The sequence below is a fragment of the Streptomyces sp. NPDC088812 genome (genome assembly GCF_044750285.1).
Taxonomy (GTDB): domain Bacteria; phylum Actinomycetota; class Actinomycetes; order Streptomycetales; family Streptomycetaceae; genus Streptomyces.
In genome coordinates this window covers 209,731-231,434 of record NZ_JBIVJP010000002.1, presented here as the reverse complement: position 1 = coordinate 231,434, position 21,704 = coordinate 209,731, and the positions used below count along the sequence as shown (strand labels likewise).

Genomic DNA, 21,704 nt, shown 5'->3' with positions numbered 1-21,704 from the left:
GTAGTGCTGCCATAGCTGTACGTGGCAGGGGTGCGTGAAGAAGACCACTCCTTCGAGGGGTGCGGGCGCCTGTTGCGTAGGGTCGCACTCATGAGTACGACAGGCTCTGCCGCTGATCCGCTCGCCACTTTGGGTTCGCTGCCCGGAGTGGCCGAGTCCGTGGAGACCGTCCGCAAGGCCGTGGACCGGGTCTACGGTCACCGCGTCATGCGCCGCCGCAGCACCGCGATCACCTCCGAGGCGGCCCTGCGCGGGGCCCGTGGCTCGTCGGCGCTGTCCGGTGCGGACTGGGCCCTGGAGGAGGTGCGTCGGCGCAGCGACTTCGGGGCCGACGACGAGGCGCTCGTCGTCGGCGCCGCGCTGCGGCTGACCGCGGAGGCCGGTCAGTTGCTGTCGATCTGGCGCCAGTCGCCCCTGCGGGTGCTGGCGCGGCTGCACCTGGTGGCCGCGGCCGGCAAGGGGGGCGAGGTCGGGCGCCCGCGACTGGCCGGCGAGCCTGTCGACGAACCCTTGATCGAGCTGCCGCTGCCCGGCGCCGACGAGGTCTCCGGTCGGCTGGAGGGTCTTTCCGCTTTGATCGTGGCGGGCGGTTCCGCGCCCGCCCTGGTGACGGCGGCCGTCGTCCACGGCGAACTGCTCGCGCTGCGCCCCTTCGCCTCGCACAACGGTCTGGTCGCGCGCGCCGCCGAGCGCATCGTGCTGATCGGCAGCGGCTTGGACCCCAAGTCGGTCTGCCCGGCGGAGGTGGGCCACGCGGAGCTGGGCCGGGCGGCTTACCTGGCCGCCCTGGACGGCTATGTCTCCGGCACTCCGGACGGCATGGCGGCCTGGATCGCCCACTGCGGCCGGGCGGTCGAGCTGGGTGCCCGCGAGTCCATGGCGGTGTGCGAGGCGCTGCAGCGCGGGGCGGCCTAGCGCAAGGGGGCGACCGGCGGGCGCCCGGACAAGAGATGCGGCGGTACGAGGTTTCGTACCGCCGCTGGCATGCTCACCGGGTTACCAAGCGTCCTCGATATGTCGCCCATCAGGCCGGGGTCTTTGCCCGTCACCTGGTGCGGCTGGCCCGTAATCGACGGGTCGACGTCGCGTGGGTGCTCGATGTTCATGCAACCGGTCCGTGGGGCCATGTGCGGTTTTAAGGTGATCCTTTCGGATGTCCTAGGTCTCGCGGGCCGTTGAGTCCTTTGTACTCCAGGAGTCCCATAAGCGGAAGTCCTGCCGCCTGTTCTTTACATTTACTCTTGAACAGGTCTTAACCGGACTTATAGGCGGGGTGAGTCAGGGGACTGGTGGGGTTTGCGGTGCCGCAAGGTGTGGGTGAGGTCTCGCCGTGGCCCAGTCGTCGTTCAGGCTGTTGCTGCCGACCTGCGGCGGCTGGCGTACCAGACGAGGCCGGCCGTGGCGGCCGCGGCACCTATGGCGGCCGCGGCGACCAGAGCCGGGCGGGGCGGGACGCTGAACGACGGGATGCGCTGCTTCAGCCGCACCGGACGGTGGAAGTCGAGAATCGGCCACCCCCGGGCGACGGCCTCGCGGCGCAGCGCGCGGTCCGGGTTCACGGCGTGCGGATGGCCCACCGCCTCCAGCATCGGCAGGTCCGTCGCCGAGTCGCTGTAGGCGTGGCAGCGCGAGAGGTCGTACCCCTCGGACTCCGCCAGCTCCTTGATCGCCTCCGCCTTGGTCGGCCCGTACGCGTAGTACTCCACCTCGCCGGTGAAACAGCCGTCCTCGCCCACGACCATGCGGGTGGCCACCACGCGGTCCGCGCCGAGCAGCTCGCCGATCGGCTCGACGACCTCCGCGCCCGACGTCGACACGATCACCACGTCGCGGCCCGCGGTGTGGTGCTCCTCGATCAGGGAGGCCGCCTCGTCGTAGATGAGCGGGTCGATCAGGTCGTGCAGGGTCTCGGCGACGATCTCCTTCACGTGCTGGACGTTCCAGCCGCGCACCATCGCGGACAGATACTCGCGTGTCCGTTCCATCTGGTCGTGGTCCATACCGCCCACGAGGAAGACGAACTGGGCGTACGCGGTGCGCAGGGCCGCCCTGCGGTTGATCAGCCCGCCTTGGTAGAACGACTTGCTGAAGGTGAGCGTGCTCGACTTCGCAATGACCGTCTTGTCCAGGTCAAAGAAGGCCGCTGTGCGGGGCAAGGAGTGGTTTTCCACAACCCAGAGCATAGGGGCAGCCCATTCGGCGTAAGGTTGGCGCGTGGGTTTGCCTGAGAGGGCTCTCGGGTACACCATGGAAGTCACGGATCGTTCGCGACCGTGCTAACCCGGTCCGGCTCCTCCCCCCCCGAGTCGGCCGTGGAGACGACCCCCGCTCTCCCCCCCGGCGGGGGTCGTCGCATGTCCGGGTGGGTTTTCTCCTTTCGCAGACGGCTGCCGTGCCGCGTTCGGGCGGTCGCGGCCGTCCCTTCGCGCTGCCCGTCGATCGTCACTCCGGGTAGTCGTAGGGCTGCTCTGCGGAAGTCGTACGGGGAGTGGTGCCGCAGTCACCGGTATGGGTGACGGTGATATTCACAACCACCCACTCCTCCACAGTTATCCACCAAGATCCACACGATTTCCGGGTTCGCTGCACCGTGATTCCAACGCGTCCGCTCGCACCGAGTTCATGACCGGTTCCGTTTGCGGACGCCAAGGCCGGTTTCCGCCGGCCGTTCACAGGGAGGCCGCTCGCCGGTTCTTCCCGCGCACGGGAATCGCGGGGCCGCGGAGAAGCGCGTGCCACGCAGTGAAGGGGGATGGACACCATGACCGGAGCCGTCACACACGACCCGCCGCCCACCGCCGGAGGACGGCAGGGCAGGCCGCTGATCGTCACCGAGGACACCGCACTCCTGGACGACCTGCTGCGGCTGTGCGCCGCGGCGGGCGCCACCCCCGAGGTGTACCCCTCGGTACCGGCCCAGCGGGGCGGATGGGAGGCCGCCCCACTCGTCCTCGTCGGGGACGACGCGGCGCGCCGGGTACGCGGGGCCGCCCGCAGGCGAGGAGTGGTCCTCGTGGGACGCGACCAGGACGACTCCGGGGTGTGGCGCAGGGCCGTGGAGATCGGTGCCGACCACGTCCTGGTGCTGCCCGACGGCGAACAGTGGCTGGTCGACCGCATCGCCGACGTAGCGGAGGGGGTCGGCCGGCCCGCCCTCACCGTCGGAGTCGTCGGCGGGCGTGGTGGGGCCGGAGCGTCCACGCTCGCGTGCGCTCTCGCCGTCACCTCCGCGCGTGAGGGGCTGCGTACGCTCCTCGTGGACGCCGACCCGCTGGGCGGCGGGCTCGACGTGCTCCTCGGCGGTGAGACCACGGACGGACTGCGCTGGCCCGCGTTCGCCGCCTCGCGCGGACGGGTCGGTGGCAGCGCGCTGGAGGAGTCGCTGCCCGAACTGCACCAGCTGAGGGTCCTCAGCTGGGACCGCGGCGACTGCGTCGCCATCCCGCCACAGGCGGTGCGCGCGGTGCTCGCCGCCGCCCGGCGACGAGGCGGCACGGTGGTCGTCGACCTGCCGCGCCGCATCGACGACGGCGTCGCCGAGGCTCTCGCCCAGATCGATGTCGGGCTCCTCGTCGTCCCCGCCGAACTGCGTGCCGTCGCCGCGTCCGGCCGGGTCGCCTCAGCCGTCGGCATGGTCCTGCGCGACCTGAGGGTCGCGGTACGCGGGCCGTACGCGCCCGGACTCCACGACCGCGAAGTGGCCCGGTTGCTCGGCCTGCCGCTGGCGGGCGAGGTGCCCGTCGAGCCGAACCTGCTGCGGGCCGACGGCGGCAAGGCCCCGCCCGGAGCTGCCCCGCGCGGGCCCCTCGCCCGCTTCTGCAAGGAGTTCTGGGAGCGGGCGCTGGTCGAGACGGGTGCCGCATGAACGCGCTGCCCGGACTCGAACGGCCGAGGGCGACGGGAACACTGCTCGACGGCGTACGGCAGTGGCTCGCCGAGAGCGGCGCGGAGCCGACCCCCGCCCGCGTCGCGCAGGCGCTGCGGGAGCAAGGGCGGGTCCTCGGCGACGCGGAGGTCCTCGGCGCGGCCGAGCAACTGCGGTCGGAACTGGTCGGCAGCGGGCCGCTCGAGCCGCTGCTCGCCGACCCGTCGGTGACCGACGTGCTCGTGTCCGCCCCCGACCGGGTCTGGGTCGACCGCGGCGGCGGCCTGGAGCTGACCACCGTCTCCTTCCCGGACGCGGCAGCCGTACGACGCCTCGCGCAGCGACTTGCCGCGGTGGCCGGCCGGCGCCTGGACGACGCCCGGCCATGGGCCGACGCACGGCTGCCCGACGGTACCCGGCTGCACGCGGTACTCCCTCCGGTCGCCGTCGGCTGCACCTGCCTGTCGCTGCGGGTGGTACGGCCACGGGCCTTCACGCTCGATGAACTGGTGGCCGCGGGCACGGTGCCGCCGGGCGGTGACCAGGTGCTGCGCGACCTGCTGCGGGCCAGACTGTCGTTCCTGGTCAGCGGAGGCACCGGCAGTGGCAACCCGAATCAGCTGCGATGACACCTCTAAAACGATCACGCTGCGACCGGCTGTTCTGGCCGTGTGAGAGGGCCCCTGACCTGCGAATATGTGAGCGCCTCCGGTGGCCGTAACGCGCACCTTCGAATCCAAGGTGACAGCAGAAAGCGGCCCCGGTCGGCGACCGAAGCCGCCGGCCGAGGCCGCAGATACGAGATCGGGCCCTCACGTCACTGGGCGGGCTGCCCGCTCCCCGGGCAGGTTTCCGTCCCGGTACCGCCCCTCTGGTGCATGGTCGTCGGGGTGCCGGGCGCCGAGCCGACGCCCGCACCACAGACCGGACAGGTACCCGCCACCTGGCCGGGGTCGAAGCGACTGCTGCGGACGACGACGTCCTGTTCCATCCCTTGCTCCTCACGTCGTTGTGATGCATCGGGTGTGCCCTCCCCGTACCGCTCGCGCGGCCGGGGAAGTCTCAGGAAGGCCCGTGTCTGCGATTCCAGACACGACGTACCGTCTGCGCGGCCGGAGGGCCTCAGATCTTACGGACGAAGGCCCGCTCGCCGTTGTGGAAGAACACGGTCAGTCCCGGGCTGCGCTCCCCCTCGCGCGCCGACCAGACGTCGATCTGCCGGGTGTCCGGCGACTCCGCCGCGCCGATGACACCGGCCAGCCAGGCGTCGGGTGCGCCGTCGGCGGGCGCGGCCTCGAAGGCGGCCGGCTGACCGTGCACGGGAGGGGTGGGGGTGTCGTGCTTGGCTCCCTCGGCGAGCTGACCGATGATCTGCCACCGCTGCTCGCCCCTGCCGACGGTCACGGTCAGGGCGAAGGGGTGCGGGCCGCCTTCGATGACGTCGACGCGCTGCACGCCGGGCGTGTTCTTCAGCAGGTCGACCAGGTAGTCACGGTAGTCCAGGGGGCGCATTTGTGATCATTTCCTCTCGTGGCAGCCCGGTCAGTCTATGAGTCGTCCGAGCCCGAAGAGCCTGATGTTGCGTGGCGGAGATTCGGCCATCCTCGTCGGGGGGATGCGGCCCCCGGTCGGCGACGGGGAGGCGCCGGCCGGGGGCCGCGGTTCCCGCCCGCCCCCAGGAGCACGGGGTACGGGGCGGGCGGGATCATCCCGTCACCGGCGCGATCGGTGCGCACCGGTGGCGGGGGTCTACCAGGTGGTTCGGGTGTACTGGTGGAGGTGCTGCCCGGCGTGGCCCTGCGGCAGCGTGCAGCGGCGGCCGCCGTCCGGGTGCTCGGTCCAGCAGTAGCTGTGTCCATTGGGGACGCGGGCGGCGGGGGCGTTGCTCGGCTTCGCCTTCTCGGCCATCGGTGCTCCTCCTTGCACAGTCGGTACGGGGCACGTCGCGTTCTTCACGACGGTGGGGCGGCCAACTGCTCGTAGTGCTCGCACAGGGCATGCAGAGCTCGGGCCAGACGCCGAGCGTGTCCGACCGGGCCGTTGTACCTGGGGGTCGGCTCTTCCCGGAGTCGGAGGCGCGCGTCGCCCAGGCAGGCAAGCGTGCAGTGCCGGGCGATGCTGTCCTTGCTGTGCCGCCGGATGGCCTGCTCGACTTCAGGGATCAGGAGTTCCAGGTGCTCGCGCAGCGTCTGGGTCAGCGTCTCCAGCAGGGCACCAGACGGCGCCGGGACAGCCGGCGCGCCGTCGGCCAGCAGCAGCGTCCGGACGGTCCCTCGCATCGCCGCGACGTCCACGGGCGCAGTGGCGCTGCTGGCGTCGACGACGGGGCTCACCAGTCCACCGCCGGACGGCATCGCGGGCAGGCGCACGGCGGGTACCTGTCGGCCCTCCCCGGGGAGAGCGGCTTGCCGTCGTAGGGCACGAACTTCCTGCCCCGCTCACCCGTGATCGTCCCGTAGCGATCCACGGTGTACACCCGGATGGTCATTCCACCGCCCGGTGCGCTGCTGCCGGGCGGGCCGGTACCGTTCGTCATGTCGGCGCTCCCTAGGGCGTCGGCCAACCCCCGGGAGGTTCACGGCCTCTGCGGGGCTTTCTCGTCCCCCGACCGTAGGAGTGTGATGTGCAGCACCTCTACCGTTGTGCAGATTTGTGCAACACAACCGCTTCGACGGCGCACTTCCGGCATTAGGCACCCTTGACCCGGGCCAACAGCCGGGCGACTGTATTGCACAGTCCTGCACATCTAGTTACGGGAGGCAGCCATGCCGCTACGGTTCATCGGCATCGACCCGGAAACCGGGGACCACGAATCCCCGACCGTCTGGGTCGACGAGGACGCGCAAGAGCTCGTGCTTCAGGGCTGGAAGCCGTCCCCCGAGCTCGAAGCCGAGGCTGCGGCGTTCGAGGTGCCCGGCCACGCCGCCGGCATCCCCGACAACGAGGCCGTGATCCGCATCCCCGCCCGCATGGTGCCGATGATCAGGGAGGCCTGCGATGCCCTCGACAACACCGCCCGAGTTCATTGAGCTCCTGACCCGGACCACCCGCTCCGCCGTCCACCTGGAGATGCGCGACACCTACGCCGTGGACTACGAGAGCGGCCCCTTCGCGGACTGGCGGGCCGGCCACCGGCACGACCCCGCCGACCGCGCCTCTTGGTGGCGCCCGTGGCTGGACCTCGCGGAGGCGACCGTCGCCCGCGGCGTCGTCATCCGCCGGGCCCGCATCGTGTCCGAGCCGGTCAGCGAGTACACCCGCTTCCTGTACGACGGCACCTTCACCAACATGGCCGCTGGCGAGCTGGTGCGCTGGCTGCCCCGCCGCCAGGCCTCCACCCTCGCTCTCCCCGGCAACGACTTCTGGCTGTTCGACGACCAGACCGTCCGCTGGAACCACTTCAGTGGGGAAGGCGCATCCCAAGGCGGTGAGGTCACCGACGACCCGGCGGCCGCCAAGCTCTGCGCGGAAGCCTTCGAAGCCGTCTGGGCCCGCGCCACCCCTCACGACCAGTACGACATCCACTGACCCCGCACGCACCGGACAGGCCAGCTCATGCCCATCTCTCCGTCCTCGTCCGCACAAGCCGCGCGCGAGATCGTCGCGCACCGGCTGCGCGACCTGCGCCGGACCGCCGGGCTGACGGTCACTGAGCTGGCCAGCCGGTGCGACTGGCACCACGCCAAGACGTCCCGGATCGAGAACGCCCGAACCGCCCCGACAGCGACGGACATCCGACGCTGGTGCCGAGCCTGCGGCGCCACGGACCAGGCCGAGGGACTCATCGCCCAGGCACTGCACGCGGAGTCCCTGTACACCGAGTGGCGAACGCAGATCCGGGCCGGCCTCAAGGCCCTCCAGGGCAGCGAACCGCGGCTCTTCCAGGACACCGCCCTCTTCCGCGTCTACTCCTCGTCGCTCGTCCCCGGCCTGCTCCAGACCGAGGGCTACGCGGCCGGCGTACTTGGCATCACCGCCGCTTTCCGGGACCTGCCGATCGACGACAGCGAGGTCGCCGCGCGCGCCCGGGTCGAACGGAGCCGCATCATCCACGAGCCCGGCAAGCAATTCGTCTTCGTCGTCGAGGAGGCGGCACTCCGGTACCAGGTGTGCGACAGCGACGCGATGGCTGCCCAGCTCGGGCACCTCCTGACCGCCGGGGCACTCCCGCAGGTGTCCCTCGGTATCGTCCCGATGGCAACGCCCGCAAGGGCGCAGTGGCCACGCGAGACCTTCCACGTCTACGACGACCGCCTCGTCAGCGTCGAGCTTGTCTCTGCCCGCGTCCGCATCACGCAAGCGCCCGAGATCGCTCTGTACCTGCGCGCGTTCGAGCAGCTGCGGGGCCTGGCGGTGTACGGCGCCGACGCCCGCGCGCTCGTCCTCCGCGCCATCGAAGCCCTGCACTGACCCCGGACGCACGAAAGCGGCCCCGCCCTCCCGGAGGAGAGCGGGGCCGCGGTGTGCTGTCAGGGGCGGGGCTGGTTGTGGTGGTCGCGCTGCGCCTTCAGCAGCATGCCGATCCGCTGCGCCATGAGGACGCTGATCCCGAGGATGATCAGGGTCCGCACCCCGCGCATGACGATCGCGAAGCAGCCGTCCGGCCAGATGCTGACGAGGACGGTGTACAGGCACAGCGCGCCGATCGCGGCCGGCAGGCCCATCTGGTTGCGGCCGAGGTCGGTCCGCCACCACCGGGCCCGCAGGTGGTAGATGACGACGAACGCGGTGCACACGGCGGTGGCCAGCATCGACGCGGCAACGTTCACCCACTGGTCGGTGCTCAGTTCTCCCATTGCTCTGCTCCTCGGTACAGCATGCCGATCCGCTCCGAGAAGTGGTTCTCTTCCCGGCGCCGCCGCCATATGCCGGCCTCGGCCTTCACCTCGCTGCGCTGCGCCCGCAGCTGGGCATGAGCCGCCTCGGCCCGGTCGAGAGCCTCGGAAGCCGCCTGCTGCCCGGCCGTGATCTCCGGCTCCGCCGTCTCAGGTCGGCGGCGCAGCAGTCTGCTGATCCATGCCAGCATCTGCGCTCACCTCCCGGGAGCGGGGCGGCTGAGGCAGGGCGTTGAAGAAGTAGCCGGTCGTGCGGCTCATCTCCAGCAGTTCGCCGGCCTGGTCCTGCGCCTCGTGCCGCGCCTCCTCGGAGACGGTGTGCGCCTGGCGCCAGGTGTCGCGCTCGGCGCGTATGTCGTCGATCTGCCGGTCCTTGTCGGCGCGGAGGTCCTCGAGCTGGCGGCGCGGGACGAGCTGGCCGCGCAAGATGAGGAGGACGACCAGGCCGACGAGGGCGACGGCCCCCAGATCGGTCGGTCTGAATCCGAGCAGGTCGGCCATCGGCCCCCTCCTTCGAGTCGTCAGACGCCCGACGCCGTCGAGGCGCTGTTCTTCTGGCCGACCACCCGGGCGAACAGCCCCTTGACCAGGGTGACGACGGCGGCGAGGCCGGCCGTGCCGACCGTCTCCCAGAAGCTCGCGGACAGCATGTCGCCGGGGCCGGCCGCCAGCGCGACCGCCGCAGCCGCGCCGAGGAACGTCCAGATGACACGCTCGATGAGGTCGATGGCGTAGGTGCGCGCCGTCTTCACGACGGTCTCGGCCGCGGGCAGGTTGATCTCGGACATGGGGTTCTCCTGGTTGGTCGGGGCGGTCAGTCGGCGAGCCGGTCGGCGAGCTTGGCGGCGACCTTCTCCGCGATGGCGTCGGCGAAGGCCGGGGCGGCGGCGACCTTGTCGGCGAGGGCGGCCAGCTGCGCGTCGTCGAGGGTGACCTTGCCGAGGCCCTCGACCTTCGACGCGAGGGACTTCAGGTCGGCGTTGGTGCCGCGCAGGTAGCCGTAGGCGTCGAGGGTGACCCCGGTGCCCTTGTACTGCCAGGGGGCGACCTTCTGGGTGGAGACCAGCTTGTCGACGCTCGTCGCGATCGCGGCGAGCTGCTTGGCCTGGGCGTCGGTGAATGCCACGTCGGGGTCCTCCTCGGGGGTATAGCTGATGCCCTTGGCGAGGGCGATGAGCTGGTCGAAGTCGATGGCGCCCGGGTCGCCGTGGGTGTTCTCCGGGACGTGCTGGTGGCCGCAGATGCCCTTGAAGGCGTTCCACTGGGCGCCGGTCATGCGGGTCGTCGTGGCGCCGTAGGACGACGGGTAGGCCTTCCACGCGGTCGGTCCGGTCAGCGGGACGCCGTGCTGTGCGTGAGCCCACGCCAGGAAGTCGGCGAGGTCCCGCAGGGCCCAGCCGGGCGCCTCCGGCCAGAAGATGTGCGCGTAACCCGACTTGGTCCACTTGGCGTGGGTGTCCGGGTCGCACGTGCCCGTCAGCTCCACCTGCACGACGTTGAGCGTGTTGGTCTGCACGCCCCCGGCGAGGTTGACGAGGGCGCGGGAGGAGCGGTCGATGTCGAAGTGCTGGTACCAGCGCAGCCGTTTCCCGGAGAAGTCGGGGACCGCGGTGAGGTTCGGCGCGCTCGCACCGCCCCCGTAGTCGGGGAGGCTGGTGCCCTCGGTGGTGTGGAGGACGACGACGTTGACTTCCATGAGGTCGCCGCCGTAGTCGTCCTGGTACCAGGACGAGAGCGACGCGCCCGGGTATCTCTGTGGGCCTGTGGCCATGAGCCCTCCTGGGCATGAAGAAGGCCCCGGCCGGCGGGCGCGGGGCGGGTGGACGGGGTGGCTGGCTGTCAGGGCAGCGGGGCGTACCGGGCCTGGAAGTCGGCGTCGGAGTAGACGCCGATGTACTGGAACAGGCCAACGCTGATGGCCTGCCGGATCAGCCAGTAGCCGAGGGGGATCTCGGGGTCGTTCGTTCCGTCGACGAGCCGCAGGAGCTGGCCGTCGTCGCTGAGCAGTGTGGTTCCGCTGAGGAAATCGTCGGCGAGGAACTGGCCGTTGGTGCCGTCGTACTGGACGGCCTCCAGGCGCGGTACTGCGAACGGCATGGGTTCTCCTTAGGCGATGCGGCGGAGCTCCATCCACGAGTCCGATTCCATGACGGACGCGGTGGCGTTGGAGACGTTCTGTGCCCAGTCCACGGAGAGAGTTCCGGCGGTGGCCCCGGTGATGAGCCGTCCGGCTCCGTGGTTGGCCTGGGCGGCGGCGGTGGACGGGGTCGAGTACAGGGTTTCGACGTTGAAGGTGGTGCGCGTGCTGGTCCGGGCGTCGCCGTCTCCTGCGGACGCGCCGGCGAGCCGGCCGGTCACGGAGTACGAGCCGGTGCAGCCGGCGGGGGTGGTGAGCTGGATGTCCATGTCCCCGGCGGCGTTGCCGGAGATCCGGAAGTAGAAGTGGATGAGGTACTGGGCGTTCGCCTCCACGGGCAGCTGGAGGTCGGGGTCGGCGCTGATGGTGGTTGTCGACGCCCGGGACGTGGACGACGCCTTGGCGGCGTGCAGGGGCAGCATGCTGGTGAGCAGGTCGGCGGTGGCCCTCTGCCCGGCGTACAGGTTCGGCCATACGGCCATGACAGCCTCCTCAGAGCCCCAGATAGGCGGGTGTGGCGAGCCGGACGTCGGCTCCGGTGCTGTGGGTCAGCTGGACGCCGTTGATGCCCCGGGTGACGGTGAAGCTCTGGCTGGCGGTGGTGCCGGTGCAGGCGGTCACCCGCATGACCTCCTCGCCGATACGGATGTCGAAGGGGAACTCGCTCGGGTAGGTGGCTGAGTCCACCCACCGCCGGGTGCCGGCCGTCGTCACGTCGACGCCCTGCTCGGTCTCCGTCAGGTCTTCGGCGAGCACGCATCCGCCGGTGTCGAGGCGTCCGTAGGCGGTGCTGCCGAGGACGAGGGCCGTCCAGGGCTGCGCGGGCACGCAGTTGAAGGTGATGGTCCAGGCGTCGGGCCCGGCTTCCTCGGTGTAGCCCTGGACCAGGACGTCGACGTCGTCCGGCCCGTGGTCCTCGGGCAGGTTCGTCAGGCGCAGCAGGTCCCCGCAGTCGACGCGCAGGATGTCGTCGATCATCTGGTGCACGCGCGGGTTGGCCAGGTCCAGGGTGATGCGGGCGTAGCGGACGCCGTTGTAGGTGCCCAGGTGCAGCCGCATGGAGGCGACGTGGCCGGCCTGGCCGTCGGTGGCCAGGCTGTAGGTGTACTCGTTGTCGTAGCGGCCGACGCCGTCGGGGAAGTCCTGCACCGACAGGGCGCCGTCCTCGAGGACCTGGCGGGCCGGGACGGCCCCGTACTCCCGCTTCACCGACACGTCGTTCTCGGTGAGCTTGTCGTCGTCGACCGGCTTGAAGGGGGCGGAGATGAGGCCGGCCGAGAAGTCGAGGGTGAGGGCGGGGGGCTGGTTCCACAGGGTGGAGTGCCCCCGGTGGATCAGCTCGTTGCGGTCGCGGGCCTCGAGGAGGTACCCGAAGTCGGTCTGGTTCGCCTCGTTGAGGAGTTCCAGGAGCTTCTTCCGGCCCTGGATGCCCATGGGCTCCTGGAGGGCGCTGTCCCCGGCGGAGGACGCCACGTAGCCGGCCTCGTCGGCCAGCCGCTCGATGCGGTCCCCGGCCCCTTCGCCGGTGAAGCCCATGAGCGCGTCGTACATGTTCGCGGCGGACGGCCCGGTGCCGTCCCACAGGGTGAAGTAGCCGAACCCGCGCTCGGTCATGTTCTGGCCGGAGACGGTGAGGTAGCCCCAGCCCAGGCGCATGATGCGTGCGGCCTTGACCGCGATGGAGGCGATCGTGCCGCTGCCGATCAGCTGCCCGTCCGCGTAGACGTACCACAGGGTGCTGGAGGCCTGCGGGTCCATGGTGACGCGCACGTGGTGCGGGTTCTCGTCGTAGATCGCCACGGACGTGGCCGCCATGACGAGGGAGGACGACGACGAGGACTCGCCCACCATGTCCAGCGTGAGCGTGAGCAGGTCGCTGTTCCCGTCGAAGATCAGCCGGAACTGTGCCTGGTTGTCGGTGTCCGACCCCGCGCCGGCGTCGTAGATCTCGAACACGCCGGCCGACTCGTTGCCGCCGCCGCGCATGAAGAAGTCCACGGACCACATCGCCGCCGTGCCCGCGGTGACCGGGCACTCGCCCTGGATGGAGCCGGTCACGTCCGGCAGGATCTGGATGACCGGCTCGATCCACTCCGCGAGGGTGCCCTTGCCGAAGTTGCCCGGCGTGTCGGCCGCCGTGTTGATCTGCGTCATCGGCTTCCCGCCGACGAGGGACTTCCCCGAGCGGGACTGTTCGCCGTCCGTCAGCGGCCAGCACTCCACCGGCTGGTTCGCCTTGATGTACCGCAGGAGTGCGCTGTCCTGCGGTTTGTTCCCGGCGTCCATGCGCCTCATGACGCCGGACGGGTTGATCTCCACGAACGTGTCGTTGCCGCTGAGGTCCCGGGTCGGCGGCCAGGCCGGCACCTCGCCCGTCATGCGGATGTGCCGGTTCGTCAGGACCGCGTCGCCGCCGCGTGACCACGTCAGGCCTGTGGAGTCGACGAACGTCGTCCCGCCCGCCGCGGCCGCCCGGGTGGACATGTTGACCTTGACGGTGCCGCCGATGCCGTCGCGCAGCTGGAAGGCGTAGGCCCGGCCGCGCATGCGGTTGAGGACCCCGCCCGCGGGGGTGGCGTTGAAGGAGAACCCGCCGCCGAACTCCATGTACGCCGACCCGGAGAAGCCCGTGGTGGTCGACGTGCCGGTGACGGGCGCGCCGAGCAGGTGCCACTCGGTGTCGTCGACGGTCCGCCCGGTGTAGAACCGCAGCTCGTACCGGCCGGCCCCGTTGTCCTTGTCGAGGGTGACGCGCAGGGCCAGGCGCTGCCCGTTGTACGCCGTGACCGCCGCGGTGGCCGTCTGGGTGATCCGGGAGGCGAACGTGCCGTCGGGGGACCACAGGAAGGTCAGGACGCCGTCGAGAATCTCCAGGGCCCACAGCTCGTTCGTCCCGCCGGGGATGTAGCGCAGGGCGAGCATCTGCGACTCCGACCAGTCCTCCAGGGCCAGGTCGAGGCGCAGGTCGAAGTCCCCGGTGAGGTCGAGGGCGGCGGCGTCGTTGACGAACAGGCTGTTGTAGGTCAGGCCGCCGTCGAACTCCGCCCACGGGCTCCCGGCCTCGTAGCCGACCCGGAACGGTGTGTTGCGGCCGATCTTCCCGCGCAGGAGAGAGCGCGGGTTGCGGGGCGCGTAGCGGTGGTTCCGGCTGTCCAGCACGCACTCGCAGGAGGTGGGCTCGGCGACCGAGGCGGACTCCGCCGACAGGCCGCGGGTGATGGTGACCGGAGCCGTCTGCCGCACGTCCCTGCTGATGGAGTTCCACGCGCCGTCGAAGTACAGGTCGGCCCAGATGTCCGGTGGCAGGCTGACCATCCCATCACCCCTCTACGTACTTCACGATGTCGCCGCCGGCGGTGTTCTTCACCGACTCCTGGAAGAACTCACGGAACGCTCGCGACCCGCCGCGCAGTTCGAGCACCAGTCGGTTCTCCATCGGCTGGACGCGACGCGTCGAGGGCGCATTGGTGGGCCGGTTGATGAGCTGCTCCAGCCGGGACAGAGGCAGGATCGCCTCGTCCTCGCGGCCCTCGCCGACCATGGCCAACGTGGGCCCGGTCGCGATACCACCCTTGGCGAGGTAGGGGATGTTCGGCGTGGACAGCGTGAGGGACGGGACGTCGACGCCCATGATCGAGCCGCCGCCGATCGTCAGGGAGAGGTTGTTCCAGCCCCAGATGATCGTGTTCAGCATGTGCTTGAAGGCGTTCCAGATCGGGTCCCACATGCCGGAGGCGATCGAGGAGATCTTGCCGGGGATGCCCTTGAAGAACTTCACGATGTTGTCCCAGTAATTGACGATCGCGCCGACCGCCAGGCCGACGGGCCCGGTGAGGATGCCGAGGACCAGCGGCCAGTTGTTCTTGACCCAGTTCCACGCCTTCTTGATCGCGCCGAGGATCATGTTCCACGCGGCGGTCACGAAGTTGCGGAAGGCCTCGTTCTTCTTCCACAGCAGGACGATCGCGGCGACGATCGCGACGACGGCGAGGACGATCCACGTGTACGGGTTGGCCAGCAGTGCGCTGTTGAGGGCCCACTGGGCGGCTGCGGCGATCGCCAGGCCGACGGCCAGGGCCAGCACGATGGGCACCAGGGTCTGCACCAGGCCCGGGTGGTCCTTCAGGAAGCCGGCGACCGTGCTGAGGGCGGGGGCGAGGGTCTCCCCGAGCGTCGTCCCCAGCGTGCTCATGATGCTGTTGAGCTGTACGGCCGGGTCGGACTGTGCGGCCTCGGCGGCCTTCCCGGCGGCGCCGGCGAAGTTGTCCAGCTCGCCCGCCGTGCCCGCGGTGACGGGGCTGAGGGCAAGGACGGCGTCCTTGGAGTCGCCCGCCCGGTCGCCGAAGATTTTGGTGATGAGGGCGGCCTGCTCGCCGGGGTCCTTCACCGCGCGCAGTGCGTCGGTGACGTCCTGCATGGCCTGGGTGCTGCCGGAGCCGCCGGACTGGATGGCCTTGAGGGTCTGTTCACCGTTCAGGCCGAGGGCCTTGAAGCCTTCGACGGCCCGGTCGGACTCCTCGGTGACGATCCGGGAGAACTCGTGCACGATGTCCCCGGCCTCGTCCACGTTCATCGCGCCGCCCTGGACGGCCTGCGACAGCAGCCCGATCGCGGTCGGCCCGTCCAGGCCGATCTTCGCGAACCCGTCGCCGTACTCGTTGAGCGCCTCCGGCAGCTCCGCCCGCATCGCCTTGGGGAACAGCGGCGCGGCCGCCGTGAGCAGGTCCAGGCCTTCCTTGCTGCTCTTGACCAGCTTGTTCGTGACCATCGACCCGGCCCACGACGCGGCCTCGGAGACGTCGACGTCGAACGTGCGGGCCAGGACCGTCGACTCCTTCGCCACCTCCCCGATGTCGGCGACGCTGGCGTCCTTCATGTCCTTGAAGCTGGACTTCACGGCGATGACGGCCTCGTTGGCCTCCTCCACCGACCCGGCGAGGCCGGAGGAGAACAGGCTCTTGGTCGCCTCGGACAGCTGCACGGCGTCGTCGTGCGTGATGCCGAGCTGGTTCTGGAGTTCGGTGGTGGCAGCGGTGATGTCCATCGCGGTGGACACGCCCACGGCGAACGCGGCGCCCAGGCCGGCGCCCGCCACGGTGCCCGCGGCCGCCAGGCCGTCCAGGCGGCCGGTGATGCCCTCCGAGCCCGAGTCGACTTCCTCCTGGGCTTGCGACATGTCGACGCCGAACCGCACCAGCAGTTCGTCCAGCACTGCCACGGCCGCCACCCCCTCAGCTGTCAGGCGCGGCGCCGGCGGCGCCCGCGGCGGTCGTTGTCCGCCTCGTCGTAGGCGGCCTGGATGCCCTTGACCGTGGCCAGCATTTCGCGGCCGGTCTGGGGCGGCCGGGCAGCGCGCGACCAGACCATCACGTGGTCCTTCAGCCGCGGGACGCGGCCCTTCTTCATGTGCGGGGCGGCCACGTCCATGCCCAGCCGCGCGGCGACGACGTCCAGCCGCGCGGGCGTGATCGGCCCGTAGAGGTTCTGGTAGGCGACCAGATGCACCATCTGCTCCTCGGTGAACCTCTCCATCACCTCGTCCGGAGGCATCCGGAAGGCGACGGCGAAGTCGTACAGGAGCCTCAGGGCTGGTCGCCGTCGGAGTTTCCCTCCGCGGCCTTCACCTTCTGCTCGAAGCTCTTGTCGTCGTCGGAGAGGACCCGCACCAGGTTGAACAGGCCGTTGATGATGCCGGCGTTCTTCTGGCCCAGGACGGCCACGCCCTCCCGCGCGTCCGGGAAGACGAGCTCGTCGGTCTCCTGCTCGTACAGCGCCTTGGCGACGATGAGCGCCTTGTTGGAGCGCAGCTGCATCTCAGCGCCCGACTTGCCGGTGGTGTCGATGCGCATCTTCGACAGGCGGCTCTGGTACTCCTCCCAGTCGCTGGAGGGCAGGCCTTTCACGCGGAAGAACTCGCCGGGCGCCCACTCGGGGATCTCGACGTCGTCCTGGGCCTTGATGTCCTGCGCGGCGCGGATCTGTTCTCTCAGGCTGGCCATGGTGTCCTCGGTGAGGTCGCGGGCGGGTCAGGGGGTGGTGGCCGGCCGTCAGGCGCCGGTCGCGGTGAGGACGGGCTTCCCGGAGATCTTGAAGGTGACCTCTCGCTCCATCTTGTCGTCGATAGGGAAGGCGTCGGAGATGTCGGTGATCAGTGCGGAGAAGTCCCAGGTGTGCTCGTCGGCATCGCCCGGGAGGATGACCAGCTGGTAGTCGCGCAGGTCGTCCTCCTCGAAGTCGCCGTCGAGGGCCTGGTGCGTCGTCTCGCCCGGCCGATAGTTGATCGTCGCCGACACTTCCCCGCCGTCCTTGAGGCCCTTGACGAACTCGCGGTACTTGTTCGGGCTGTCGTGGGCGGTCACCTCGATCGCCTCACGGGAGCGCTCCGGACCGGAGAGGTCCGACACGCTCGCGATCAGCTGGAAGCTGCCGCCTCCGCTGTCGCGCTTGAGCTGGGTACCGAATGCGTCTTCGCCGGCCATGGCCGTCCTCCTTGCTGATGTCCGGCCCGCGCGGGCCGGGAGGGGTTATGCGGGGGGCTGCTCGCTGCCGATGCGGAACGTCATCGGCAGGTGGCGCAGGTCGCCCGGGGGTTCGGGGTCGGTCAGGGTCTGCATGGACACGAACCGCGTCCACGTCCACCGGTGGCCGGTGATCGTCAGCGGCTGGTGGTCGAGGACCTGGCGGATCCGGCCGGCGATCTCCAGTCCCTGCGCGAAGCCCCGGTACTTCGACCACACGTGCAGCGTCTGCACCACCTCGCTGCCGTGGCGGTCGTGGGCGTTGGCCGGCGTCTCGAAGCTGTCGCCGAGGTGGATGTAGGGGTAGGCCTGGTCTTCGGGGGCCCAGTCCAGGACGCCCGTCACCAGGCCCATCAGGGCCGCGTCACCGGTCAGGGCGACGCGGACGGCATCCCGGGTCGCCAGCGCCGCCAGGGCCGCGGGCGTGCTCACAGACGCCTCCGCACTTCGGCCCGCAGCCGCGCGACGAACTCCTGCCCGGCCCGCTCCAGCGCGGGGATGAGGGTGGGGTTGGCCGGTGTGCGCCGTGTGCCGCGCTCGTGGAAGACGGCGTACAGGTCGTCCTGGTCGCGCCAGCCGACCTCCACCTGAAGACCGTCCTTCTGGTACTTGGGGGCGACGCTGGTGCGCAGGTTGCCGGAGTCCACCCGCACGTTGCGCCGGACGTCCGCCACCATCGCGCCGCCCGCGTTCTCGATCTCCGCCCGGGCGGCCGCCTCGAGGGCCGGCACGATCTCAGCCAGCCGCCGCTCCAGCCGGTCCAACCCGATGATCTCCGTGCGCGCTCCGCGCCGCCGTCGTGCCACCGGGGCTCACCTCTTCCGGAGCAGGGCGCGGATCTCGCGCAGTTCGCCCGCCACGGCCAGCAGCGCCCACGCGGTCGCACGCGGCACGTCGACGTCCGTCTCGCCCAGCCCGAGGGCGTCCTCGGCGCGGACGCGGCACTCCTGCGGCTCCGTCTGCGGCAGCCGCGGCCGCGGCCGCTCCCCGGCGGCCATCAGGAGCCCAGCTCGAACGGCTTGACGGTGACCGTGGTGACGGCGCTGTAGGTGATCGACGCGCGGCCGGTCGCCCCCCGGAACACGTTGGCCAGCGGGATGATCGCGTGCTTCCCGGCCGCCACGGTGTAGGCGGGATCCGTGACGGCCAGGCCCGACACCGTGCCCGGCGTGGACAGCGTCACCGTGATCGACGCGCCGGAGCCGTTGTTGACGTACAGGAAGCGGCCCGGCCCCACGGGCGCCGTGTCACCGCCCGAGGCGGCGGCGACGGCCTGCGCGGCGACGTCGACGACGCCCGAAGCCACCGTGACTTTGGTACTGCTCAGGTCAGCCATCAGGTTCCCCCTTCGGTCTGGATCAGCTCGGCGAGTGCCTTGGAGTAGACGGGCGCGGACGGCTGCACCACCGACAGCACCCGGAAGCGCTGCACGGTGCCGAGAGCATCCGCGCCGCGCAGCTCGTCACCGCGACGCACGAACGTCCGCGACGACAGGTAGACGTTGTGGGAGTGACGGGAGCTCGTCGAGGCCGCCACCATGCGCTCGGTGGGGGAGGGCTGGTCGACCTTGGCGCGCACCGTGCCCTGCATCTGCATCACGGTGGTCTGCCCGCCGTGCCCGTCGTCGGTCGTCTGCGCCCGGTACACCGCCAGTTCCCGGTTCAGCAGGCGGCTCAGGCCCGGCCTCACAGCAGCCTCAGCATGTCGATGCCGCCGCCGAAGCGGGCCTGGAGGCGTTCGCGCCAGTACTGCGGCAGGTCCATCTCGCTGATGCGGCCGTCGGCCCCGTAGGTCACGGACCAGTCCCCGAGCCGTTCGGAGGTGACTTCCTTGACGGCGGCCATGCCCTCGCCGTCGCCGTCGCGGGAGGCGACGATGGCGGCCGCGGCCATCCGGCAGACCAGATCGACGATGTCCTCGGGCGCCTCGAGCAGGCCGTGCGTGTAGGTGATCTGCGCCTCGGACGGCTCGCAGCCGGTCCAGCCGGCCGCCCGCCACAGCCGCTCCGAGCGAAGCCGCCAGTCGGTGACCGCGGTGCCGTCGACGGTGACCGCGGCGACGGACACGATGGGCGGCCCGGGCAGCCGCAGCCACTGCCCGCGCGCACCTTCCAGGGTGATGGTGGAGGTGACGCGGGTGATGGCCGTCCCCGCGGCCTCCCGCACGGCCGCCGAAGCGACGCCCAGGTAGACGCCGGCGATGTCCGTCTCGGAGGCGGACAGTGCGAAGCCGCGGGCCTCGAGGTCGGCCACCGTTGCGAGCGGATCGAGTGCCACAGCGGCCCCCTCCCTGTCAGCTGACCATGTCGATCAGGTCGGCCTTGGTGTAGTTCGCCGCGTCCTCGCGGGACATGTGCTGCGTGCGGGCCACGTAGGCCACCCAGTCCGCCTTCGGGGCGCCCGGCGCGGGCCGGTCCGGATCCGTGTCCGTCTCCTCCGCGGCCGCATCCCGGCGGCTGCCCGGCTTCGACACGATCTCCGTGCGCGGCTGCGGGCCGGCCTCGCCCTCCCGGTCGCCGGGGTCGGACGCGAACTCGGTCCGCGGCTGAGGGCCCTCGTCGCCCGGCCGGTCGCTCGGCTTGGACGTCTTCTCGGTCCGCGGCTCGGGCCCGGCCTGCGCGGCCGGGGCCGGCTCGTCGTCCGGCCAGCCCCACTCGCCGGACTCCAGGCGCTGCTCGATCGCTTCCCTGGTGAACGGCTGGCCCACCCGCACACGGAACGGCGCACCGCCAGAGCCGCGCAGCAGGACCTCCTGGCCGTCCTCCAGCTCCCGCCCGGCCATCAGATGATCACATCCGCGGCGGCCAGGCCGGTCGGGCGGATGACCTTCGCGCCGTACAGGTGCAGGCCCTTCACGATGTCCGCGAAGCCCTTCTCCTTACGCGCCGCCTCGGTCTTGTTGATCTGCTCGGCGTAGGTAACCGCGCCGTTGTACCCGGCGATGACCAGCTTGCCCGCGCCCGCGCCCGGACCGTTCGGGGCGTTGTTGGACTTGCGGATGGAGAAGCCCGCGGCCTCCCCGACCATGCCGTTCGTGCGGGTCGCGGCCGCCGCAGCGTCGCCGCTGCCGACGAACCGGTCGTCCTTCAGCAGCAGCCCGTAGAACGCCGGGGTGACGACCGCCCAGCGGCCGGCGTCCGGCACGTTGTCCGTGTCCAGGATCGTGCCCAGGTCCACGAGCAGGTCGTAGGCGTCGGACGGGGAGGCCAGGGTCTGCTCGGCGACCAGGTTGCCCGCGTCGACGCCCGCCGCCATGAGGCCGGCGACGTACTGGTCGGCGACGTCGCGCAGCTTGTACGCGGCCTTGCGGGCCTGCTCGGTCAGCACCTTGCCGCCGTTGTAGGCCTGCCGCTTCTCCACGTCGTCGACCTCGAACGCGAAGTACTTCGACTGGTCGATGAGCAGGGTGGCGTCGGTGTCGTCGACGTCCTCGATGGTGATGTCGACGTGCGGGGTGTACGTGCCGATCGTCGGCTCCGCCAGGCCCACGATGTGGACGGTGTCGCCGTAGTTGGCGATGTCGCCCTCGTACTCGCGGTTGACGACGCCCGGGGCGGCGTAGACGTGGGACTTCTCCAGGGTGACCAGAAGGTTGGCGTTCCACACTTCCGGCTTGAAGGCGCTGATGGCCATGGGGTTCTCCTCGAAGGGGGTTACCGGGTGTTGCCGAGGTAGTCGTCGAGGCGGCCCTCGTTCTGGGCCTTGACGATCTCGGCGTGCTTGCCCGCCGCCGACAGACGCTTGACGTCCGCCTCGGTGAGCTGGGAGGGCCGGGCATTCCCCTTGCGGGCGCCGGAGTCTGCGGTCCCTTGGAACCGCGGCTTGGGGGTGCCGCCTTGCGCGGCCAGGTACGGCTTGGACTTCAGAAGGTCGTCGATCGCGTCGGAGACCTCGTCGGCGTCGACGTTGCCGTCGGCGTCGACCTCGAACTGGGACAGGTCCAGGAACCGGTGGGCGTCGGCGGGGTCGGCCAGCTTCCCGGCCGCGGCCGCCCGCACCTCCGCCTTCACCAGGCGCTCGTTGACGCGGGCCAGGGCCTGCGCTTCGGCCTGCCGTACCAGGGTGTCCTGGTCGGGCTGGCCGCCGTCGGCCGGCTTGCTGAGCTCGGCGAGCTGGGCCTCGAGGCTGCGGCGCCTGTCGCGTTCCGCCTTGAGCTTGCCCTTCATGGTGTCCAGGGCCTTCTTGCCCGGGTCGCCGAGCTGGTCGGCGCCCGCGGGGTCGGCATCCGTGTCGTCGACGTCGGTGGTGCCGTCGGCGTCCGGCTCTACCGGATCGGCGGCCGGGTCCAGGTCGTCGTCAACGGCGGGCTCGGCGGCAGGGGTGGGCGTGGTCATGATGCGCTCCCATTGC

General features: G+C 70.9%; 32 protein-coding genes and 1 pseudogene. 6 read left to right on the top strand and 27 right to left on the bottom strand.

Annotated elements, in window-relative coordinates; all coding sequences use genetic code 11:
* The first annotated feature begins 90 nt into the window (after positions 1-90).
* On the top strand, positions 91-915 hold the full coding sequence (locus ACIP67_RS04805; protein ID WP_401687394.1) for an oxidoreductase: 825 nt from the start codon (positions 91-93) through the stop codon (positions 913-915).
* Positions 916-1,346: 431 nt separating this feature from the next.
* Here the strand turns inward: ACIP67_RS04805 and ACIP67_RS04800 are convergent, their stop codons facing one another.
* Positions 1,347-2,183 carry an HAD family hydrolase gene (locus ACIP67_RS04800; RefSeq protein ID WP_389525079.1) on the bottom strand — a complete coding sequence of 279 codons (837 nt, stop codon included), beginning with the start codon at positions 2,181-2,183 and terminating at the stop codon, positions 1,347-1,349.
* A gap of 569 nt (positions 2,184-2,752) precedes the next feature.
* Between ACIP67_RS04800 and ssd the strand changes: the two genes are divergently transcribed.
* Together ssd and ACIP67_RS04790 are read left to right on the top strand one after the other, a co-directional pair.
* Complete coding sequence (gene ssd / locus ACIP67_RS04795) at positions 2,753-3,865, top strand: septum site-determining protein Ssd (protein ID WP_401687391.1); 1,113 nt, start codon at positions 2,753-2,755, stop codon at positions 3,863-3,865.
* Positions 3,862-4,488: pseudogene (locus ACIP67_RS04790) on the top strand (ATPase, T2SS/T4P/T4SS family); the annotation flags it as partial. The gene ssd and the pseudogene ACIP67_RS04790, both read left to right, overlap by 4 nt.
* A gap of 194 nt (positions 4,489-4,682) precedes the next feature.
* On the opposite strand, the gene ACIP67_RS04785 reads toward ACIP67_RS04790, so the two are convergent.
* The 5 genes from ACIP67_RS04785 to ACIP67_RS04765 all read right to left on the bottom strand — a co-directional run bounded on the left by ACIP67_RS04785 (position 4,683) and on the right by ACIP67_RS04765 (position 6,401).
* A complete protein-coding gene (locus tag ACIP67_RS04785) occupies positions 4,683-4,856 on the bottom strand; it encodes a hypothetical protein (RefSeq protein WP_401687388.1) in 174 nt (57 codons plus the stop codon).
* Positions 4,857-4,987: 131 nt separating this feature from the next.
* The gene (locus ACIP67_RS04780; RefSeq protein WP_401687385.1) at positions 4,988-5,377 is read right to left on the bottom strand and encodes a hypothetical protein; all 390 of its coding nucleotides are present in this window, start codon (positions 5,375-5,377) and stop codon (positions 4,988-4,990) included.
* 237 nt (positions 5,378-5,614) lie between these two features.
* Positions 5,615-5,773, bottom strand: a complete 159-nt coding sequence (locus ACIP67_RS04775) for a hypothetical protein (RefSeq protein WP_401687382.1) — start codon at positions 5,771-5,773, stop codon at positions 5,615-5,617.
* 44 nt (positions 5,774-5,817) lie between these two features.
* Positions 5,818-6,219, bottom strand: coding sequence for a DUF6415 family natural product biosynthesis protein (locus ACIP67_RS04770; protein ID WP_401687379.1), 402 nt, complete (start codon positions 6,217-6,219; stop codon positions 5,818-5,820).
* Positions 6,195-6,401, bottom strand: a complete 207-nt coding sequence (locus ACIP67_RS04765) for a hypothetical protein (protein ID WP_401687376.1) — start codon at positions 6,399-6,401, stop codon at positions 6,195-6,197. Before ACIP67_RS04765 ends, ACIP67_RS04770 begins: the two co-directional genes overlap by 25 nt.
* 229 nt (positions 6,402-6,630) lie before the next feature.
* On the opposite strand from ACIP67_RS04765, the gene ACIP67_RS04760 reads away from it, so the two are divergent.
* The 3 genes from ACIP67_RS04760 to ACIP67_RS04750 are packed head-to-tail and all read left to right on the top strand — an operon-like array spanning position 6,631 to position 8,275.
* On the top strand, positions 6,631-6,894 hold the full coding sequence (locus ACIP67_RS04760) for a hypothetical protein (RefSeq protein WP_401687373.1): 264 nt from the start codon (positions 6,631-6,633) through the stop codon (positions 6,892-6,894).
* Positions 6,863-7,393 (top strand): DUF6879 family protein, encoded by a 531-nt coding sequence (locus ACIP67_RS04755; protein ID WP_401687370.1) that lies wholly within the window; start codon positions 6,863-6,865, stop codon positions 7,391-7,393. The genes ACIP67_RS04760 and ACIP67_RS04755 overlap by 32 nt, the downstream gene beginning before the upstream one ends.
* Before the next feature lie 27 nt (positions 7,394-7,420).
* Positions 7,421-8,275: a helix-turn-helix domain-containing protein gene (locus ACIP67_RS04750; RefSeq protein ID WP_401687367.1), complete on the top strand. Its 855-nt coding sequence runs from the start codon at positions 7,421-7,423 to the stop codon at positions 8,273-8,275.
* Positions 8,276-8,334: 59 nt separating this feature from the next.
* Here ACIP67_RS04750 and ACIP67_RS04745 read toward each other — a convergent pair whose 3' ends face one another.
* The 21 genes from ACIP67_RS04745 to ACIP67_RS04645 form a co-directional block, all read right to left on the bottom strand.
* Positions 8,335-8,661, bottom strand: a complete 327-nt coding sequence (locus tag ACIP67_RS04745; protein ID WP_401687364.1) for a hypothetical protein — start codon at positions 8,659-8,661, stop codon at positions 8,335-8,337.
* Positions 8,649-8,891, bottom strand: coding sequence for a hypothetical protein (locus tag ACIP67_RS04740; protein ID WP_401687361.1), 243 nt, complete (start codon positions 8,889-8,891; stop codon positions 8,649-8,651). The genes ACIP67_RS04745 and ACIP67_RS04740 overlap by 13 nt, the downstream gene beginning before the upstream one ends.
* Positions 8,851-9,201: a hypothetical protein gene (locus ACIP67_RS04735; protein ID WP_401687358.1), complete on the bottom strand. Its 351-nt coding sequence runs from the start codon at positions 9,199-9,201 to the stop codon at positions 8,851-8,853. Before ACIP67_RS04735 ends, ACIP67_RS04740 begins: the two co-directional genes overlap by 41 nt.
* 20 nt (positions 9,202-9,221) lie before the next feature.
* Positions 9,222-9,488, bottom strand: a complete 267-nt coding sequence (locus ACIP67_RS04730; protein WP_401687355.1) for a hypothetical protein — start codon at positions 9,486-9,488, stop codon at positions 9,222-9,224.
* 26 nt (positions 9,489-9,514) lie between these two features.
* Positions 9,515-10,471, bottom strand: coding sequence for a hypothetical protein (locus ACIP67_RS04725; protein WP_401687352.1), 957 nt, complete (start codon positions 10,469-10,471; stop codon positions 9,515-9,517).
* A gap of 68 nt (positions 10,472-10,539) precedes the next feature.
* Positions 10,540-10,797, bottom strand: a complete 258-nt coding sequence (locus tag ACIP67_RS04720; protein WP_401687349.1) for a hypothetical protein — start codon at positions 10,795-10,797, stop codon at positions 10,540-10,542.
* A 9-nt stretch (positions 10,798-10,806) separates the two neighbouring features.
* The gene (locus ACIP67_RS04715; protein WP_401687346.1) at positions 10,807-11,319 is read right to left on the bottom strand and encodes a hypothetical protein; all 513 of its coding nucleotides are present in this window, start codon (positions 11,317-11,319) and stop codon (positions 10,807-10,809) included.
* Positions 11,320-11,329: 10 nt separating this feature from the next.
* Complete coding sequence (locus ACIP67_RS04710) at positions 11,330-14,152, bottom strand: hypothetical protein (RefSeq protein ID WP_401687343.1); 2,823 nt, start codon at positions 14,150-14,152, stop codon at positions 11,330-11,332.
* A 4-nt stretch (positions 14,153-14,156) separates the two neighbouring features.
* Positions 14,157-16,055: a hypothetical protein gene (locus ACIP67_RS04705; RefSeq protein WP_401687340.1), complete on the bottom strand. Its 1,899-nt coding sequence runs from the start codon at positions 16,053-16,055 to the stop codon at positions 14,157-14,159.
* Positions 16,056-16,075: 20 nt separating this feature from the next.
* Complete coding sequence (locus tag ACIP67_RS04700) at positions 16,076-16,369, bottom strand: hypothetical protein (protein WP_401687337.1); 294 nt, start codon at positions 16,367-16,369, stop codon at positions 16,076-16,078.
* A gap of 50 nt (positions 16,370-16,419) precedes the next feature.
* The gene (locus ACIP67_RS04695) at positions 16,420-16,836 is read right to left on the bottom strand and encodes a hypothetical protein (RefSeq protein WP_401687334.1); all 417 of its coding nucleotides are present in this window, start codon (positions 16,834-16,836) and stop codon (positions 16,420-16,422) included.
* 48 nt (positions 16,837-16,884) lie between these two features.
* A complete protein-coding gene (locus tag ACIP67_RS04690) occupies positions 16,885-17,316 on the bottom strand; it encodes a phage tail tube protein (RefSeq protein WP_401687331.1) in 432 nt (143 codons plus the stop codon).
* A gap of 45 nt (positions 17,317-17,361) precedes the next feature.
* Positions 17,362-17,787 carry a DUF3168 domain-containing protein gene (locus tag ACIP67_RS04685; RefSeq protein ID WP_401687328.1) on the bottom strand — a complete coding sequence of 142 codons (426 nt, stop codon included), beginning with the start codon at positions 17,785-17,787 and terminating at the stop codon, positions 17,362-17,364.
* Positions 17,784-18,161: an HK97-gp10 family putative phage morphogenesis protein gene (locus ACIP67_RS04680; protein ID WP_401687325.1), complete on the bottom strand. Its 378-nt coding sequence runs from the start codon at positions 18,159-18,161 to the stop codon at positions 17,784-17,786. Before ACIP67_RS04680 ends, ACIP67_RS04685 begins: the two co-directional genes overlap by 4 nt.
* A 6-nt stretch (positions 18,162-18,167) precedes the next feature.
* Positions 18,168-18,353 carry a hypothetical protein gene (locus ACIP67_RS04675; protein ID WP_401687322.1) on the bottom strand — a complete coding sequence of 62 codons (186 nt, stop codon included), beginning with the start codon at positions 18,351-18,353 and terminating at the stop codon, positions 18,168-18,170.
* The gene (locus ACIP67_RS04670) at positions 18,353-18,691 is read right to left on the bottom strand and encodes a hypothetical protein (RefSeq protein WP_401687319.1); all 339 of its coding nucleotides are present in this window, start codon (positions 18,689-18,691) and stop codon (positions 18,353-18,355) included. The genes ACIP67_RS04675 and ACIP67_RS04670 overlap by 1 nt, the downstream gene beginning before the upstream one ends.
* Positions 18,691-19,044, bottom strand: a complete 354-nt coding sequence (locus ACIP67_RS04665) for a head-tail adaptor protein (protein WP_401687316.1) — start codon at positions 19,042-19,044, stop codon at positions 18,691-18,693. Before ACIP67_RS04665 ends, ACIP67_RS04670 begins: the two co-directional genes overlap by 1 nt.
* The gene (locus tag ACIP67_RS04660; protein ID WP_401687313.1) at positions 19,041-19,631 is read right to left on the bottom strand and encodes a hypothetical protein; all 591 of its coding nucleotides are present in this window, start codon (positions 19,629-19,631) and stop codon (positions 19,041-19,043) included. The genes ACIP67_RS04665 and ACIP67_RS04660 overlap by 4 nt, the downstream gene beginning before the upstream one ends.
* Positions 19,632-19,647: 16 nt before the next feature.
* Entirely contained in the window at positions 19,648-20,136 is a 489-nt protein-coding gene (locus ACIP67_RS04655; RefSeq protein ID WP_401687310.1) for a hypothetical protein, read from the bottom strand.
* Positions 20,136-20,987, bottom strand: a complete 852-nt coding sequence (locus ACIP67_RS04650) for a N4-gp56 family major capsid protein (RefSeq protein ID WP_401687307.1) — start codon at positions 20,985-20,987, stop codon at positions 20,136-20,138. Before ACIP67_RS04650 ends, ACIP67_RS04655 begins: the two co-directional genes overlap by 1 nt.
* 20 nt (positions 20,988-21,007) lie before the next feature.
* Complete coding sequence (locus ACIP67_RS04645) at positions 21,008-21,688, bottom strand: hypothetical protein (RefSeq protein ID WP_401687304.1); 681 nt, start codon at positions 21,686-21,688, stop codon at positions 21,008-21,010.
* Positions 21,689-21,704 lie beyond the last annotated feature (16 nt).

What these genes read in the sequence shown, in the direction of transcription:
- ACIP67_RS04745 (WP_401687364.1), bottom strand. Translation starts at nt 8,661, where the DNA reads ATGGGAGAACTGAGCACCGACCAGTGGGTGAACGTTGCCGCGTCGATG.
- ACIP67_RS04700 (WP_401687337.1), bottom strand. Translation starts at nt 16,369, where the DNA reads ATGGAGAGGTTCACCGAGGAGCAGATGGTGCATCTGGTCGCCTACCAG.
- ACIP67_RS04760 (WP_401687373.1), top strand. Translation starts at nt 6,631, where the DNA reads ATGCCGCTACGGTTCATCGGCATCGACCCGGAAACCGGGGACCACGAA.
- ACIP67_RS04740 (WP_401687361.1), bottom strand. Translation starts at nt 8,891, where the DNA reads ATGCTGGCATGGATCAGCAGACTGCTGCGCCGCCGACCTGAGACGGCG.
- ACIP67_RS04800 (WP_389525079.1), bottom strand. Translation starts at nt 2,183, where the DNA reads ATGCTCTGGGTTGTGGAAAACCACTCCTTGCCCCGCACAGCGGCCTTC.
- ACIP67_RS04650 (WP_401687307.1), bottom strand. Translation starts at nt 20,987, where the DNA reads ATGGCCATCAGCGCCTTCAAGCCGGAAGTGTGGAACGCCAACCTTCTG.
- ACIP67_RS04770 (WP_401687379.1), bottom strand. Translation starts at nt 6,219, where the DNA reads ATGCCGTCCGGCGGTGGACTGGTGAGCCCCGTCGTCGACGCCAGCAGC.
- ACIP67_RS04785 (WP_401687388.1), bottom strand. Translation starts at nt 4,856, where the DNA reads ATGGAACAGGACGTCGTCGTCCGCAGCAGTCGCTTCGACCCCGGCCAG.
- ACIP67_RS04755 (WP_401687370.1), top strand. Translation starts at nt 6,863, where the DNA reads ATGCCCTCGACAACACCGCCCGAGTTCATTGAGCTCCTGACCCGGACC.
- ACIP67_RS04655 (WP_401687310.1), bottom strand. Translation starts at nt 20,136, where the DNA reads ATGGCCGGGCGGGAGCTGGAGGACGGCCAGGAGGTCCTGCTGCGCGGC.
- ACIP67_RS04780 (WP_401687385.1), bottom strand. Translation starts at nt 5,377, where the DNA reads ATGCGCCCCCTGGACTACCGTGACTACCTGGTCGACCTGCTGAAGAAC.
- ACIP67_RS04645 (WP_401687304.1), bottom strand. Translation starts at nt 21,688, where the DNA reads ATGACCACGCCCACCCCTGCCGCCGAGCCCGCCGTTGACGACGACCTG.
- ACIP67_RS04725 (WP_401687352.1), bottom strand. Translation starts at nt 10,471, where the DNA reads ATGGCCACAGGCCCACAGAGATACCCGGGCGCGTCGCTCTCGTCCTGG.
- ACIP67_RS04735 (WP_401687358.1), bottom strand. Translation starts at nt 9,201, where the DNA reads ATGGCCGACCTGCTCGGATTCAGACCGACCGATCTGGGGGCCGTCGCC.
- ACIP67_RS04715 (WP_401687346.1), bottom strand. Translation starts at nt 11,319, where the DNA reads ATGGCCGTATGGCCGAACCTGTACGCCGGGCAGAGGGCCACCGCCGAC.
- ACIP67_RS04730 (WP_401687355.1), bottom strand. Translation starts at nt 9,488, where the DNA reads ATGTCCGAGATCAACCTGCCCGCGGCCGAGACCGTCGTGAAGACGGCG.
- ACIP67_RS04675 (WP_401687322.1), bottom strand. Translation starts at nt 18,353, where the DNA reads ATGGCCGCCGGGGAGCGGCCGCGGCCGCGGCTGCCGCAGACGGAGCCG.
- ACIP67_RS04765 (WP_401687376.1), bottom strand. Translation starts at nt 6,401, where the DNA reads ATGACGAACGGTACCGGCCCGCCCGGCAGCAGCGCACCGGGCGGTGGA.
- ACIP67_RS04695 (WP_401687334.1), bottom strand. Translation starts at nt 16,836, where the DNA reads ATGGCCAGCCTGAGAGAACAGATCCGCGCCGCGCAGGACATCAAGGCC.
- ACIP67_RS04750 (WP_401687367.1), top strand. Translation starts at nt 7,421, where the DNA reads ATGCCCATCTCTCCGTCCTCGTCCGCACAAGCCGCGCGCGAGATCGTC.
- ACIP67_RS04775 (WP_401687382.1), bottom strand. Translation starts at nt 5,773, where the DNA reads ATGGCCGAGAAGGCGAAGCCGAGCAACGCCCCCGCCGCCCGCGTCCCC.
- ACIP67_RS04710 (WP_401687343.1), bottom strand. Translation starts at nt 14,152, where the DNA reads ATGGTCAGCCTGCCACCGGACATCTGGGCCGACCTGTACTTCGACGGC.
- ACIP67_RS04670 (WP_401687319.1), bottom strand. Translation starts at nt 18,691, where the DNA reads ATGGCTGACCTGAGCAGTACCAAAGTCACGGTGGCTTCGGGCGTCGTC.
- ACIP67_RS04720 (WP_401687349.1), bottom strand. Translation starts at nt 10,797, where the DNA reads ATGCCGTTCGCAGTACCGCGCCTGGAGGCCGTCCAGTACGACGGCACC.
- ssd (WP_401687391.1), top strand. Translation starts at nt 2,753, where the DNA reads ATGGACACCATGACCGGAGCCGTCACACACGACCCGCCGCCCACCGCC.
- ACIP67_RS04805 (WP_401687394.1), top strand. Translation starts at nt 91, where the DNA reads ATGAGTACGACAGGCTCTGCCGCTGATCCGCTCGCCACTTTGGGTTCG.
- ACIP67_RS04690 (WP_401687331.1), bottom strand. Translation starts at nt 17,316, where the DNA reads ATGGCCGGCGAAGACGCATTCGGTACCCAGCTCAAGCGCGACAGCGGA.